Raw genomic sequence first — 14,234 nt, 5'->3', positions numbered from 1 at the left:
TCACGGCATGTTCTTCATCATCTCCGGCGACATCGGCATCATGTTGGTGTTCAGATGGTGCATGACCCAGAGCGATCCGGCAAGCGTGATGCCCACCAGTACAAGGGTGAAGAGCAGTGCCATCATCGTCCATCCGCCTTCCGACCGCGGGTTCATGTGCAGGAAGTAGACCATGTGCACGATGATCTGGATCACACCCAGCCCCATGACGAGGAAGGCTGTGAACAGCTTGCTGTCGATGGCGCCGCTCATCACCAGCCAGAACGGAATGGCCGTCAGGATCACCGACAGGGCGAAGCCGATCATGTAGCTCCTGAATGTGCCGTGTGCCGCCTCATGGCCATGGCTGTGGCCGTGATGGGTCTGGCTGGCGCTTTCGTGCGACGGAGCGTTGGGGTGCGAGCTCATCCGAGGACTCCCATCAGGTAAACGAAGGAGAAGACGCCGATCCAGACGACGTCGAGGAAGTGCCAGAACATCGAAAGGCACATCAGGCGGCGCTTGTTCTCGGGGATCAGGCCGTGCTTGCCGACTTGCACCATCAGCGTGATCAGCCAGATGATGCCGAAGGTGACGTGCAGGCCGTGGGTGCCGACCAGCGTGAAGAAGGAGGAAAGGAAGGCCGAACGGGTCGGTCCGGCGCCCTCGTGGATCAGGTGGTTGAATTCGTAAAGCTCGAGGCCGAGGAAGGCGGCGCCAAACACGCCCGTCACACCGAGCCAGAACAGGGTCTCGGCCTTCGCCCCCCGTTCCATCTGCAGCATGGCAAAGCCGTAGGTGATCGACGAGAAAAGCAGCATTGCCGTGTTGACGGCAACGAGCGGCAGGTCGAACAGGTCGGCGGGCGAGGGACCGGCCGCATAGTTGCGGCCCAGCACGCCGTGGGTGGCGAAAAGCACCGCGAAGATCAGGCAGTCGCTCATCAGGTAGAGCCAGAAGCCCAGCATGGTGCTGCCTTCCGGATGATGCTCGTCGGTGACGTAGAATTGCGGCTTGCCGTTGTCCGTGCCGTGGGTTTGCGCTTGCGTCTGGCTCATGATCTCAGGTCCGTTCCGCGAGCAGCTTTGAGCGCGCGTCCTCTGTTGCGGTCACGGTTTCGGCGGGAATGTGGAAATCCCGGTTGTAGTTGAAGGTGTGGCCGATCGCCGTGGCGACCATCGCGATGAAGGAGAGGGCCGCCAGCCACCAGATGTACCAGATCATGGCGAAGGCGAAGACGATGCTGATGCCGGCCAGGATAATCCCGGTGCCGGTGTTTTTCGGCATGTGGATCGGCTTGAAGCCGCCGAGCGGGCGTTCGTAGCCGCGAAGTTTCATGTCGTACCAGCTGTCATGATCATGCACGACGGGCGTGAAGGCGAAGTTGTAGTCCGGCGGGGGCGAGGAGGTCGACCATTCCAGCGTGCGCCCGTCCCACGGATCCCCGGAGGTCTCGCGCAGCTGGTCGCGGCGCAGGAACGAGACGACGAGCTGGATGATGAAAGCCCCGATGCCGCAGGCGATGATCCCGGCGCCGATGGCGGCGATGACGAACCATACCTGCAGGGAAGGATCCTCGAACTGGCTGACGCGGCGGGTGACGCCCATCAGGCCGAGCACGTAGAGCGGCATGAAGGCGACGAAGAAGCCGATCTGCCAGCACCAGAAGCTGATGAGGCCCCAGAACCTGTCGAGCTTGTAGCCGAAGGCCTTCGGCCACCAGTAGACGATGCCCGCCATGAGCCCGAACAGCACGCCGCCGATGATGACGTTGTGGAAGTGGGCGATCAGGAAGAGCGAGTTGTGCAGCACGAAGTCGGCCGGCGGGATGGCCAGCATGACGCCGGTCATGCCGCCGATGACGAAGGTCACCATGAAGCCGATCGTCCAGTACATCGGCAGCTCGTAGCGGATGCGGCCGCGATACATGGTGAAAAGCCAGTTGAACATCTTCGCGCCGGTCGGGATCGAGATGATCATCGTCGTGATCCCGAAAAAGGCGTTCACGCTCGCGCCGGCGCCCATCGTGAAGAAATGGTGGAGCCACACGATGTAGGAGAGGATCATGATGACGCACGTGGCGTAGACCATCGAGGCGTAACCGAAGAGGCGCTTGCCGCTGAAGGTGGCGACGACTTCGGAAAAGATGCCGAAGGCCGGCAGTACGAGGATGTAAACTTCCGGATGGCCCCAGATCCAGATGAGGTTGATGTACATCATCGGATTGCCGCCGAGGTCGTTGGTGAAGAAGTTCGTTCCGACATAGCGGTCGAGCGACAGCAGGGCGAGCGTGGCGGTCAGGATCGGGAAGGTTGCAACGATCAGCACGTTGGTGCAGAGCGAGGTCCAGGTGAAGATCGGCATCTTCATGAAGGTCATGCCCGGCGCGCGCATCTTCACGATCGTGGCGATCAGGTTGATGCCCGATAGCGTCGTGCCGACGCCCGCAACCTGCAGGCCCCAGATGTAGTAGTCCACCCCGACGCCCGGACTGTAGTCCGCGCCTGAAAGCGGCGGATAGGCCAGCCAGCCGGTGCGGGCGAATTCCCCGACGAAGAGCGACATCATGATGATGACGGCGCCGGCCGTGGTCATCCAGAAGGAGAAGTTGTTGAGGAAGGGGAAGGAGACGTCGCGCGCGCCGATCTGCAGCGGCACCACGTAGTTCATGAAACCGGTCACAAAGGGCATCGCCACGAAGAAGATCATGATCACGCCATGGGCGGTGAAGATCTGGTCGTAGTGATGCGGGTTGAGGTAGCCCTCGTTTCCGTTGAAGGCGATCGCTTGCTGGATGCGCATCATGATCGCATCGGCAAAACCGCGCAGCAGCATGATGATGGCGAGCACGATATACATGATGCCGATCTTCTTGTGATCGACGCTCGTGAACCACTCGGTCCAGAGATAGCCCCAGAGCTTGTATCTGGTGATCAGCGCCAGGAGGGCGATGCCGCCGATTGCGACCGCTATGAAGGTCACGATCAGGATCGGTTCGTGATAGGGGATGGCTTCCAGGGAAAGCCGTCCGAAAAGAAATTGAGTGAGCGTGGTGTTGCCGAACATGGGTTTCTACCGGATTTCGTTCAGGGCTTTGACGGGGCGTCGTTGTTGAGCTGCGCCGGTGCCGCGCCGCCCTGCGGAGTTTCGGGCGTGCTTCCGGAAGCGCCACCGTGCATGTCGTGCCCGCCTGGCGCGGCGTGCGCGCCCTGGTTCGTCGACGCCCCCCCGGATTGTCCCTGGGGCTGCTGGCTGTTGACGCCTTGCGCCGGTTCCGGGCTGCGGGCCGGATTGCCGGTGGCCGGGAAGGTGGCGGCAGGCGCCGCCGTGCCGTGCGCCGCTTCGCCCGCATGGCGGTTGTCGTGCTCCAGCCTGGCGCGGTTCTCGTGGCTTTCGGTGCCGGCACCACCCGCCATGTCGATATGCATCATCTCGTCCATGCACATCTTGCCGGGCGTCGCGCACATATTGAGCACGGCGCGATAGAGCCCGTCCTCGACGGATGCATAATAACGCACCGGTTCCTTGGCGCTCGGTTTCTCGAGCTTCAGATAGGCGTCGCGGTTGAGCGCCGTGCCGTTCTGCTTCACGCGGGCCACCCACTGGTCGAAACCGGCCTGGTCGACGCCGTGGAACTTGAAACGCATGTGAGAAAAACCGTCGCCGCTGTAGTTCGAGGAGAGGCCTTCGTATTCGCCGGGCCTGTTGATGACGGCATGCAGCTTCGTCTCCATGCCGGGCATGGCATAGATCATGCCCGCCAGCGCCGGCACATAGAAGGAATTCATCACCGACGAGGCGGTGATCCTGAAGTTGATCGGCACGTCCACCGGGGCCGCCATCTCGTTCACTGTGGCGATGCCGTAGTCCGGGTAGAAGAACAGCCATTTCCAGTCGAGTGCCACGACCTCGACCGTGAGCGGCTTTGTCTCTGCCGGGACGGCACGCTGGGCGTCCAGCCGTTCGAGCGGCCGGTAGGGGTCGAGCTTGTGGGTGCTGATCCAGGTGACGGCACCGAGCGCGATGATGATGGCGAGCGGTGCGGACCAGATGATGACTTCGAGCCGCGTCGAATGATGCCATTCGGGATCATAGGGCGCGCTGGTGTTCGAGCTGCGATAGCGCCATGCGAAAAACAGCGTGAGGAAGATCACCGGCACGATGATGATCAGCATCAGCACCGTGGCAACGACGATCAGGTTGGCCTGCTGTTTGGCGATATCGCCGGAAGGCGACATGACGACCAGATTGCATCCGGAAAGGCCTACAAGGACCAAAAGAGCGAACAACCGTGCTACGATTTTCAACTGAGGGGTCATCTCGAGCTCAAATTTGCGTTTTGTCTAGTTCGGAATAGGCTTGTTCCGGTGCAGGCTGAAATGAGGTGGTTCGTCGCAGTGCAGCAATATGTCGCAGTGCAGCAAAAAACCGCATGGCCTTGTGCACCGTTTTGCGGCACCACCGGCACTCTCGGCATTTGCCTCCGCCAACCGGAAATCTAGGACAACCTACCGGACTGACCAGAGGGTGTGATTGAGAAGACGGTGCGGCTTGCCGCGATTGTCAGGTTTTTTTAGCCTTGTTCCTTGATCTCGACAGCATCTTGATCAACATTTCGGGGCGAGGCGAACTATCGCCAGGAGGATTTCATGAGCACGGTCGTCAATCCCGCGTCAACAGGTCCGACATCGTCCGGCCTCGAAAGGGACGCCCGTCGCATTCATGACGACAAGCCGATCTCGCCGGGCAGCATCGCGCTCGGTGTGATCATCGGCCGCATGTCGGAATTCTTCGACTTCTTCGTCTATGGACTGGGCTCCGTCCTCGTCTTTCCGAAGCTGATCTTCCCGTTTGCGCCGACCCCGGTTGCCGCAACCCTGATGTCGTTCGCGATCTTCCCGCTCGCTTTCATGGCCCGGCCCGTCGGGTCGTTCGTCTTCATGTGGATAGACCGTAATTATGGGCGCGGCACCAAGCTGACGATCGCGCTCTTCCTGCTCGGCGGATCGACGGCTTCGATCGCCTTCCTGCCGGGTTACGATGCGATCGGCTACTGGGCGGTGGCGTTGCTGGCGCTGTTCCGCATGGGGCAGGGTTTTGCGCTCGGCGGCGCCTGGGACGGGCTCGCTTCGCTCTTGAACCTCAATGCGCCGCCAAACCGGCGCGGCTGGTATGCGATGATCCCGCAGCTTGGCGCTCCGATCGGCTTTGCGCTGGCGAGCATCCTGTTCGGTTATTTCGTCGCCAATCTCTCGGAAGCCGATTTCATTTCCTGGGGCTGGCGTTATCCGTTCTTCGTGGCGTTTGCGATCAACGTCGTGGCGCTGTTTGCGCGCCTGCGCATCGTTGCCAGCAAGGAGTTCGGCTCGGCGCTCGAAGCCAACGAGTTGCAGGCCCGGCCGATCTTCGAAATGCTGAGCAAGCACGCCCATGACGTCGTGCTCGGCGCCTTCGTGCCGCTCGCCAGTTTCGCCATGTTCCATCTGGTGACGATCTTCCCGTTGAGCTGGGTGACGCTCTATGGCGGGCAGTCGGCGGCGGAATTCCTGTTCGTGCAGGTGCTCGGTGCTGCCGTCGGCATTGTCGGCATCATCCTGTCCGGCCTGATCGCCGACCGAATCGGCCGCCGCAGCCAGCTGATGATCGGCGCGGTTATCATCGCGATCTTCTCGTTTTCGGCGCCGTTCCTGCTCGATGCCGGCGGCAAGGGGCAGGATGCCTTCATCATCATCGGCTTCGGCATCCTCGGCCTCTCTTTCGGCCAGGCCTCCGGTGCCGTCTCCTCGCGCTTCGGGCAATATTACCGCTATACGGGTGCGGCGCTCACCTCCGACCTCGCCTGGCTGGTCGGCGCCGGTTTCGCACCGCTGGTGGCGCTCGGCCTCGCCAGCAGCTTCGGCATCATCTTCATCGGCGGATATCTGATCTCCGGCGCGATCTGCACGATCGCGGCGCTCAGCCTCAGCCGGGTCCTGGACCAGAGCGGCGAGCCGGGGCAGGGGCGGTAATATCCTCCACCCACATTCCTGTGTTTGTCACAGGAATCCAGCCACGGTGCGTCGGCGCCGTGAGTGAAAGCATGATCTTGAAGAGCCTTTCGCGCCCAAGGGCTTGGGCGCGCTGGATCCCTGTGACAAGCGCAGGGATGAGTGAGTATTGGAGGCAGTGCGCCCTCAAGCAGCCTTCTTGGCAAGCGTTGGCCGCGTGGCGGCAGCCTTTTTCGACCATCGCCGTCACTTCCGCACGGCGCGCACCCGTCAGCGGCGTGCGTGCGGACGCGCTCGAAGCGTGGCCCATGATCTGCTCGGCGAGCTTGATCGACTGGACCAGGTCGTGCTCGGCATCGAGATGCAGCAACGGCATGAACCAGCGATAGATGGCGCGGGCCTTGACCCAGTCGCCGCGGGCGGCGGCGGCCACGAGGGCAACGGATTCCTGCGGGAAGGCGCTGGTGAGGCCGGAGACCCAACCCTTGGCGCCCAGCATCAGGCCTTCGAGGGCCACGTCGTCAAGGCCGGCGAAGTGCGGTCACGCGAAGGGTTCGGTCGGGCTTTTGCTCGGCTGGGTGAACCATTGCGGCCCGGTTTCGGTCATGTGGATATGGTCTTCGAGACGGATGCCGAAGCGGTCCGGGAAAACGATCATCGGTTCGTTGGAGAAACACATGCCCGGTTCGAGCACGGTCGCATTGCCGCGAACGATATAGGGTTCCTCGTGGATTTCGAGGCCTAGCCCGTGGCCGGCGCGATGCGGCAGACCAGGCAGGCGGTAGTCCGGGCCAAGCCCGTGTTTTGCCAGAACCTTGCGGGCCGCATCGTCGAGGCTGCCGCAGGCGGCGCCGAGGCGGGCGGCCTCGAAGACAGCCTGTTCCGCCTCGCGCTCGATCGCCCAGGCGGCAGCGAATTCCTTCGTCGGCTCCTCCAGCACGTAGGTGCGGGTGAGATCCGAATGATATCCGTCGAGCCGGCAGCCGGTATCGACCAGAACCACGTCGCCGGGGGCATAGGCCTGCTCGCCGTCGGCGCCGTGGGGAAGCGAGGTCGCGACCCCGAAAGAGACGATGCAGAAGCTCGAACCACCTTCGGCGCCCAGCGCGCGATGCTGTTCGTCGATATGGCGCACCACATCGGAAGCAAGCACACCCGGCTGGATAAAGGCATGCGCGCGGCGATGCACTTCCAGCGTCAGGTTCATCGCATGCTGGATGAGGTCGATCTCGGCCTTCGATTTCCGGAGCCTGAGATCGCGGATCAGACGGCCGCCATCGACAAGCCGCTCGGTACTGAAGACGGCAGCAAGCTGGTGGTAGACGAACAGCGGCAGCGCGTCGTCGAGAGCGACTTTCACGCCGGAAGGCAGAAGTGAGGCGACCAGCGCCGCGCTCGCTTCATCCTCCTGCCAGACGACGATCTCGCCGGGCAGATGGGGCAGGCTCTCAACCCGGCTCTGTTCGAACCCCGGCACGATGTAGGTGACCGAATTCGGGGTCACCAGCGCGCCGAGCAGGCGTTCGCTCTGGTGCCAGACCAGGCCGGTGAAATAGCGCAGGCTCTCGCTGGCGCCGAGCAGGATACCGCCCAGCCCCCTTTCGTCCAGCGCCGCCTGCAGCCGGACAAGGCGCTGCCGCCGCTCTTCGTCGGTGATCTTCGCGGCGGGGTGCGACCAGGCCATGTCCGCTTCCTTTCGATTTCGTTCGACTTATATCGTTCTGTAGTCAGTTTGTCGACAAAGGTGTTTGGCGCATGTCGCCGACCGGCATCCGCCGTCGTCTTTGTCAGCGAAACCGGCTGATGCTGTAAGGCTCGACGTCGAGGGCAGGTTCTCTGCGTGCGGCGATATCGGCGACCAAGCGGCCGGTCGCGGCCGACTGCGTGAGCCCGAGATGCCCGTGGCCGAAGGCGTAGATGATTGCAGGCGATGCGGTCGAAGCACTGATGACCGGCAGGCAGTCCGGCATGGAGGGACGAAAACCCATCCATTGGCGGCCGCCCTCGGTCTTCAGGTCGGGCAAGAAGCTTTTTGCTTTTGTCAGCATCGCTTCCGAGCGCTTGTAGTTCGGGGCCAGCTTCAGCCCGCCGAGCTCGACTGCGCCGCCGACGCGGATGCCGGAGGAGAGCGGTGTCACGACGAAGCCGTGATCGTTGAAATAAAGCTGGCGATGAAGCGGGAAGGCGCCCGGCGGCAGGGTCGTGTTGTAACCTCGCTCCGTTTCGAGCGGCGCATGATCGCCGAGGCCGGTTACGATCTTCTTCGACCAGGCACCGCCGGCCAGTACGACGGTCTTCGCCTCGAAGACGGCGCGATCCGCCAGAATAACTCTGGCGCCATCGTTTATGGGCTCGATGCGCACGACCTCCCCGATCCTGAGCGAAGCGCCCCGGGCCATGGCGTTGCCGAACAGGGCCTGGGTGAATTCCAGCGGATCGGAGACCTGCAGGCCGGAAGGCGTGAAGATGCCGTGCCGGAACTGCGGCGCAAGGCCCGGCTGGAGGGAGTCGATCTCGTCGCGGCCGACCCTCTGGAATTCGAAACCGGCCTTGAGCTTCGCCTGCCAGTCGTCAGAGGCAGCATTGAGGCTTGCCTCGCTGTCGTAGAGATCGAGCGTGCCGGTCTGCTTGATCATCGCCCGAAGGCCGGCTTGCTCGACGGTCCGCAGCATTTCGCTGCGCGCCATCGGCATCATCCTGGCATGCACGCCGACGGTACGCTCATAGGCCGGCCGGGCGCTGGCGCGCCAGAGGCGCCACAGCCACGGCACCATATTGAGTGCGTAGGAAGGCGGCAGGCTGAGGGGACCGAGCGGATCGAGCAGCCATTTCGGCGCTTTCCACATCATGCCGGGTGCGGCGATCGGGATGATTTCCGGAAAGGCGAGAATGCCCGCATTGCCGCTGCTTGCACCCCGTGCCACCTCGCCGCGCTCGATTATCAGCACCGAACGTCCGTCGTCCAGCAGGTACTGCGCCGACATCGTGCCGATAATGCCCGAGCCGATGACGACGGCGTCGACCGAAGAGGAATTCATGATTTCTGTCCTGTGAAGCGAATGCGGACGGGGGTCAGGATGCGGCAAGATCGATTGGTTGGCCGAGATCGCGGGCGATATAATCCTGGATCTGCCGGACGATCTGTTGTGCATGCTTGATGGCGAGCCTGTCGGAGCGCTCGACGTCGCGCGCCTCGATCGCGGCGATCATCTCCTCGTGTTCGTCGACATACTGACGTGGCAGCCGATCGTCGAAGGTACGATAATAGAGGCGCAGGATGCGGCGCCCCTCATCGAGCAGTCGGGCGAAGAAGGTAGTGTAATAGGCATTGCCGGCGAGTTCGGCGATCGCCACATGGAATTCCCGGTTCGCCTCGATCATCGCGAAGGCGTCGTGGGCGGCGACCGCTGCGGCGAACTCCGCCTGCCGCTTGCGGATCTCGCCCATCGCCTCCGGCGTCGCGCGCATCGCGGCACCGCGGGTGGTGACACGGTACATCAACGTCAGCGCATCGAAATAGGGAGGCAGAGAGGCGAAATCGATCGTCGCGACGATCGTATTGCGGTTCGGCAGCGTCGTGACGAGGCCATCGGCGGAAAGTCGCAGCAGCGCTTCACGGATCGGCGTGCGCGACATGCCGAAGCGCTCGGACAGCCGAACCTCGTCCAGCGGACTGCCGGGGGGCAAGGTCATGGCGAGGATTTCACGGCGCAGGATCGTATAGACGCTCTGAGTCCCGGAGCCGCGGATGCGGGAAATATCGGTTTCTGCAGGTTCGTTCTTCGCCATCGTTGACCGTGTCTCCCTCGTCACGCCACTGCGCTATATATTTGCACACATATTGTCGACATGGAATAGCCTGAAGGGATCCCACGCGATCAAACGGGTTGTGCCTGAAAGTGAGCACGTCGTGACGTCCCTGGGACTGACGCAGTGGTTATTGGTTCGTGGCCTTCGTCCTGCCGCTCGCCCGGGAGCCGATAACCTGCCCTGCCGCTAGTCTGCCCGCTACGATCGCGCCTTCGACATAGCCCGGATAGGATGGGGAAAGTTCCGACGATACGAAATGAATGAGCGGGAGACCTTCAGTGATGATGTCCTCCGCATGGCGGGCATCGAGATCGATCACGACATCGCTATAGGCGCCGCCGCTCCACAGATCATCGACCCAGTCGCGGACATGGATATCGCGCGGATTGCCGCCTTCAGGGCCGAAGGCTGCACTTAGTTGTTCCCGGATGAAGGCGATCAGTTCCGCGCGCGGCCGCTTGTGCCATTCCTGCGCTTCCGGCCCGCCGACAAAAACGATGAGGCCGGCATAATCGTCGTGGCTGGCATCGCAGGCATAGAGACCTTGGGGTTCATGCCACATGACGGCGCCGGAAAGCCCGTGTTCCCGCCAGAATGGCTTGTCGTAACTGACCTGCAGCTTGATCGAAAGGCCGGGCGCCCAGGCGCAAAGCGCCTTCTGCAGTCGTTCGGGAAGAGCAGGCGAAAACGGAATCCTGCGGATCATCACCGGCGGCAGCGCGAGGATGATGCGTTTCGCCGAGAGCCGCTCATTGCCGGCCATGATGGTGACGCTGGTTCCGGAATGTTCGATGCCCGTCACCGCGGTGCCGAGGCGCAGCCGGTCGCCAAGCCGCGCCGCGAGCTGGTCGGCCAGCGCATGCAGCGAGCCGGGAAGGAACATTTCCATTTCCGAATAGGTATTGGTGATGCGCCGGTCGTTGGACGCGAGCCAGGTGAAGGCAACTTCTTCCGGCGCCCGGCACCAGAGGCCCTTGATCAGCCGCAGGAAACTTTTCCTGACATCGTCCGCCACGTCGTCTTGCCGGGCAACCCAATCGGCCACGGTCAGTTTCGCCAGCTCCGGATTGTCCGGGTCGGTTGCGATCATCCGGTCGCGCAGCGCATCGACGCCTTGCCAGCGCGCAAAACCCTGCTGCGGCGAGACCGGCGGCCGGTAGATCATCTCGCCATCGTAGTGGGTCATGACCGGCGTCCCGCCGTTTTCCTCGATGAGCCCCATCAGTTCGCTCATGTCGCGACAGAAGAATTGTCCGCCGGTATCGACCCGGGTACCGTCCGGCAGAGTCTCGGACTCGACTTTGCCGCCGACCCGATCGCGCGCCTCGAGCAGCAACACGTCGAGCCCTGCATCGACAAGCTCCAGCGCAGCACTGAGGCCCGTAAAACCCGCGCCGACGACGATGGCATCCCGCTCAGGCATTGTTTTCTCCGACTGTCTCCCTGCCTTTGCCATTACCGCAAGCGCTCGGGCACGTCTATGAGGCTGGAGGCGGGCGACCGGAATCCGTGCGCTCCCGGGAACCTATGCCTGAGAGCGGCGGATTGGTCCACCGCTGCCATTGTCGCGGTTCCTATCTCTCTGTCACTCCCAATTAGCGAGCACTGACTTCCAATCTGCGGGCCTGGATAGGCAGTCAGCGAAGATTGGGGGAGTATATGTTCGGTGGGTTATAGACTCGGGGAGCGGGCGCGTGCTCTTCGACAGCTTCAGCCTGTTCCCAGAATTGGCGAGCCTCGGCGCTATCCTTAAGGAAACGGTGAATGAGTTACGTTTGTGCCTTTCAGGCGCTAGCAACTGGCGAAACCCACGTGTTTGCCAATTCCGTACACAATCCGAGTTTCGTTATTCCAGAGTGGCCTAAACAATCCAATTAGCTGTCTCTCCGCAGCCGCCTGGTAACCGCTTTGAACCGCCAGATATCTGCATTCAAAATCGCGGCTTTCGATGCCCGCGGCTTTTCGAATGCTCTTGCGATGTTCTTTCAAGCGATCAAAGAGCTTCGTTCCCTGGTCAACTGGCGATTCTGGATTCCCCTCCGGATCGGCCTTGCCGACGTATTTGTGGGGTCTCTGTTCCGGCGACCGGCGCATATGGAGGAAAATCATCCGGGGAATAGATCGCATAAACGCCTGCACCAGAGAAGCCTTGCAAATCCTCTAGTCGCTGGGGCGGCTGCGCGACCAACGCGATCGAAATGAAGCGGCCGATCAGGTTGGGCTCCGTGGGATCAAAGAAAGATGTGGGCAATTGGACAGCATCAATTTCTCTGACCACCTGCTCCAACATCCTCTGCATTTCCAGCAGTCTACCAGTAGCTTGTTGCGAGCGGGCGCGGAGAAGCCTTGGCCGTGATGAGTGTCCTTCGCTTCTGCAACGAGCCGTTCTATTTTTCGTCGCCCGTGAGCCGGTCCAGAAGCTGACGCGCAGAAAGCCCGCCGAGCCGTCTGCCAACCTCAACATCCGGCCGTCGGTCACGACGCTTAATCGTTTCTTGCAGTTCTGCGAGCGGAACCGGATGTCTATCCGGAGGCGCTGAAAGAACTTATGGACGGGGGAGGAGTATAATTGACGCAGCTGCGTTAACGCACATCAATGCATTTAGCGAGTGCCTCTGAGTTCAGAGGCTCATGGTCGGGCTCACGCAGTTGCAGAACCGTTAACGAAAGCTAAGCAACCCAAGGTCGAGAATCGCCCATCAAGGTCGGGCAGGCATGATTTGCGATTTATGACGGCCAGATTGAACGATAATGCAAGATTATCGTTCATTTTCTGCGACTGACAGGCGGTGCGGATAAGTGGCGCACATTAGTAAGAAACCGCACATCTTGATCTCCCCGGCTTCGCTGGAGCGCGTTGTCGCGCTGCACTGATACCGATGAAGTTGGCCTCAGGCCGGACTGTTTCGTCCGGCCTCGTCATTGTTGCCAGCCAACCGATCACTCCTGGAGCGTCAGCCGAGCCGCTTCAGTCTGCAGCCTTCTTGACCAACAGCTTGTCGACGCGTCGGCCATCCAGATCGACCACCTCGAAATGCCAGCCCTTTGTCGTAAAGCTTTCTCCCAAGGACGGGAGGCGTTTCAGTTCATCGATGACGAAACCGGCGACCGTTTCGTAGTCGGGCTCCTCAGTGAGGGTAAATCCCATTTCGCCTGCGAATTCGTCGATTGGCATCCATCCGGCGACGAGGAACGACCCGTCGTCGCGTTTCACGATCGCAGGCTCTTCGCTTTCACCTTCCTGGAAGACGCCGGTGATGGCCTCGAGAACATCCCCCGATGTGACGATGCCTTCGAAATGACCGTATTCGTCATAGACGAGGACCATGTGAGAAGGCGATTTACGCAGCGATTGAATGACATTCAGAGCACCGGTGCGGTCGGAGACGACAGGCGCCTCCCGCATGAGGCTCCGCACATCGAGGTTGGTTCCCTGCAGGAACGCATCGAGCGCGTCCTTTACGAAGAGCACGCCCAGGATCTCGTCCGAGGAACCGTTTCTCACGGGCAGGCGCGACTTTTGGGAATTGCGCAGCTGCTCGCGGATTTCGGCCAGATCATCCTCTATGTCGATCACTTCGACGTCGCGACGAGGCGTCATCAATCCGCGGGCGGCCCGATCAGCCAGACGCATGACGCCCGAAATCATCTCTGACTCCCCGGTCTCGATGACACCAGCGTTGTGGGCTTCAGCGAGCACCGTGCGAATTTCCTCGTCGCTCATCCTTTCGTCCGTCTCGCCCTTCTGACCGAGCAGCGCGAGAACGGCCTTTCCTGATGTGTTGAGAAGCCAGACCAGAGGCATGGCGACCTTGGACAGGAGCGCCATGGCCGGAGCGACCTTCGAAGCCACAGTCTCGGGGGCTCTGAGCGCTATCTGCTTCGGCACCAGCTCTCCGACAATGAGCGACAAATAGGTGATGGCCACGACGACCGACCCGACACCCAGGCCGTCAGCCATGGCTTCCGACAAGCCTTGAGCTTGAAGCCAGCCGGCAAGCCGCGCGCCGAGTGTCGCGCCAGAAAACGCGCCTGACAGAACGCCAACCAGTGTGATGCCAATCTGCACGGTGGAGAGAAAGCGGCCGGGATCTTCAGCAAGGCGAATGGCGATCGCGGCGCCCCGGTTGCCCTGATCGGCAAGAAGCTTCAGGCGGACCGGGCGGGAGGAGACGACAGCGAGTTCCGACATGGCAAGAACGCCGTTTATGATAGTTAGAAGGATGACGATGGAGATTTCGGTTAACACGAGAGGTCCATTGATTGGGTCGAGACGTTGGCAAGCGAAAAATGCTTGCGGATCCGGGATGCCGATGAGCCGGCCGATCCCCACGTTTTCACTGCCTGAGAAGAAGCCTGGAATGAAAAAAACGTCGACATCCACTCATATACGACACGATCATCCGGTCTTGCAAACCGAGGTGCCACGAGACGCAAGCAGTCGTCTCGGAGACGGCG

The 14,234-nt window shown here is 61.6% G+C and carries 12 protein-coding genes and 1 pseudogene; 1 reads left to right on the top strand and 12 read right to left on the bottom strand.

All coding sequences use genetic code 11. From position 1 onward, the window contains the following. The 4 genes from cyoD to cyoA are packed head-to-tail and all read right to left on the bottom strand — an operon-like array spanning nt 1 to nt 4,298. A complete protein-coding gene (gene cyoD / locus ACZ9EJ_RS29725) occupies nt 1-408 on the bottom strand; it encodes a cytochrome o ubiquinol oxidase subunit IV (protein WP_046629394.1) in 408 nt (135 codons plus the stop codon). Then, entirely contained in the window at nt 405-1,037 is a 633-nt protein-coding gene (gene cyoC, locus ACZ9EJ_RS29720; protein WP_046629392.1) for a cytochrome o ubiquinol oxidase subunit III, read from the bottom strand. Before cyoC ends, cyoD begins: the two co-directional genes overlap by 4 nt. 4 nt (nt 1,038-1,041) lie before the next feature. Beyond that, entirely contained in the window at nt 1,042-3,045 is a 2,004-nt protein-coding gene (gene cyoB, locus ACZ9EJ_RS29715) for a cytochrome o ubiquinol oxidase subunit I (protein ID WP_046629390.1), read from the bottom strand. A gap of 20 nt (nt 3,046-3,065) precedes the next feature. Next, a complete protein-coding gene (gene cyoA / locus ACZ9EJ_RS29710; RefSeq protein ID WP_046629388.1) occupies nt 3,066-4,298 on the bottom strand; it encodes a ubiquinol oxidase subunit II in 1,233 nt (410 codons plus the stop codon). Nucleotides 4,299-4,628: 330 nt separating this feature from the next. Here cyoA and ACZ9EJ_RS29705 point away from each other — a divergent pair, with 330 nt between their 5' ends. Then, entirely contained in the window at nt 4,629-5,987 is a 1,359-nt protein-coding gene (locus ACZ9EJ_RS29705) for an MFS transporter (RefSeq protein WP_046629386.1), read from the top strand. 165 nt (nt 5,988-6,152) lie between these two features. Here ACZ9EJ_RS29705 and ACZ9EJ_RS29700 read toward each other — a convergent pair. From ACZ9EJ_RS29700 to ACZ9EJ_RS29665, 8 genes and pseudogenes are all read right to left on the bottom strand, one after another. After that, a pseudogene (locus ACZ9EJ_RS29700) lies at nt 6,153-6,501 on the bottom strand (dihydrodipicolinate synthase family protein); the annotation flags it as partial. 6 nt (nt 6,502-6,507) lie between these two features. After that, on the bottom strand, nt 6,508-7,650 hold the full coding sequence (locus ACZ9EJ_RS29695) for a M24 family metallopeptidase (RefSeq protein ID WP_046629384.1): 1,143 nt from the start codon (nt 7,648-7,650) through the stop codon (nt 6,508-6,510). Between the two features lie 103 nt (nt 7,651-7,753). After that, complete coding sequence (locus ACZ9EJ_RS29690; RefSeq protein ID WP_046629382.1) at nt 7,754-9,004, bottom strand: NAD(P)/FAD-dependent oxidoreductase; 1,251 nt, start codon at nt 9,002-9,004, stop codon at nt 7,754-7,756. A gap of 34 nt (nt 9,005-9,038) precedes the next feature. Further along, nucleotides 9,039-9,755, bottom strand: a complete 717-nt coding sequence (locus ACZ9EJ_RS29685) for a GntR family transcriptional regulator (protein WP_046629380.1) — start codon at nt 9,753-9,755, stop codon at nt 9,039-9,041. A 148-nt stretch (nt 9,756-9,903) separates the two neighbouring features. Continuing rightward, the gene (locus tag ACZ9EJ_RS29680) at nt 9,904-11,232 is read right to left on the bottom strand and encodes an FAD-dependent oxidoreductase (protein ID WP_046629377.1); all 1,329 of its coding nucleotides are present in this window, start codon (nt 11,230-11,232) and stop codon (nt 9,904-9,906) included. 335 nt (nt 11,233-11,567) lie between these two features. Next, complete coding sequence (locus ACZ9EJ_RS29675; protein ID WP_476100535.1) at nt 11,568-11,870, bottom strand: Eco29kI family restriction endonuclease; 303 nt, start codon at nt 11,868-11,870, stop codon at nt 11,568-11,570. After that, on the bottom strand, nt 11,791-12,066 hold the full coding sequence (locus ACZ9EJ_RS29670) for a GIY-YIG nuclease family protein (RefSeq protein WP_052754058.1): 276 nt from the start codon (nt 12,064-12,066) through the stop codon (nt 11,791-11,793). Before ACZ9EJ_RS29670 ends, ACZ9EJ_RS29675 begins: the two co-directional genes overlap by 80 nt. A 678-nt stretch (nt 12,067-12,744) precedes the next feature. Further along, on the bottom strand, nt 12,745-14,025 hold the full coding sequence (locus ACZ9EJ_RS29665) for a hemolysin family protein (RefSeq protein ID WP_080954074.1): 1,281 nt from the start codon (nt 14,023-14,025) through the stop codon (nt 12,745-12,747). Nucleotides 14,026-14,234: the final 209 nt, after the last annotated feature.

Source organism: Neorhizobium sp. USDA 3394 (assembly GCF_056280385.1).
This window is presented reverse-complemented; position numbering and strand designations above follow the sequence as displayed.

Coding starts and splice junctions, on each gene's coding strand:
- cyoD (WP_046629394.1), bottom strand. CDS start 408: ATGAGCTCGCACCCCAACGCTCCGTCGCACGAAAGCGCCAGCCAGACC.
- cyoC (WP_046629392.1), bottom strand. CDS start 1,037: ATGAGCCAGACGCAAGCGCAAACCCACGGCACGGACAACGGCAAGCCG.
- cyoB (WP_046629390.1), bottom strand. CDS start 3,045: ATGTTCGGCAACACCACGCTCACTCAATTTCTTTTCGGACGGCTTTCC.
- cyoA (WP_046629388.1), bottom strand. CDS start 4,298: ATGACCCCTCAGTTGAAAATCGTAGCACGGTTGTTCGCTCTTTTGGTC.
- ACZ9EJ_RS29705 (WP_046629386.1), top strand. CDS start 4,629: ATGAGCACGGTCGTCAATCCCGCGTCAACAGGTCCGACATCGTCCGGC.
- ACZ9EJ_RS29695 (WP_046629384.1), bottom strand. CDS start 7,650: ATGGCCTGGTCGCACCCCGCCGCGAAGATCACCGACGAAGAGCGGCGG.
- ACZ9EJ_RS29690 (WP_046629382.1), bottom strand. CDS start 9,004: ATGAATTCCTCTTCGGTCGACGCCGTCGTCATCGGCTCGGGCATTATC.
- ACZ9EJ_RS29685 (WP_046629380.1), bottom strand. CDS start 9,755: ATGGCGAAGAACGAACCTGCAGAAACCGATATTTCCCGCATCCGCGGC.
- ACZ9EJ_RS29680 (WP_046629377.1), bottom strand. CDS start 11,232: ATGGCAAAGGCAGGGAGACAGTCGGAGAAAACAATGCCTGAGCGGGAT.
- ACZ9EJ_RS29675 (WP_476100535.1), bottom strand. CDS start 11,870: ATGCGCCGGTCGCCGGAACAGAGACCCCACAAATACGTCGGCAAGGCC.
- ACZ9EJ_RS29670 (WP_052754058.1), bottom strand. CDS start 12,066: ATGTTGGAGCAGGTGGTCAGAGAAATTGATGCTGTCCAATTGCCCACA.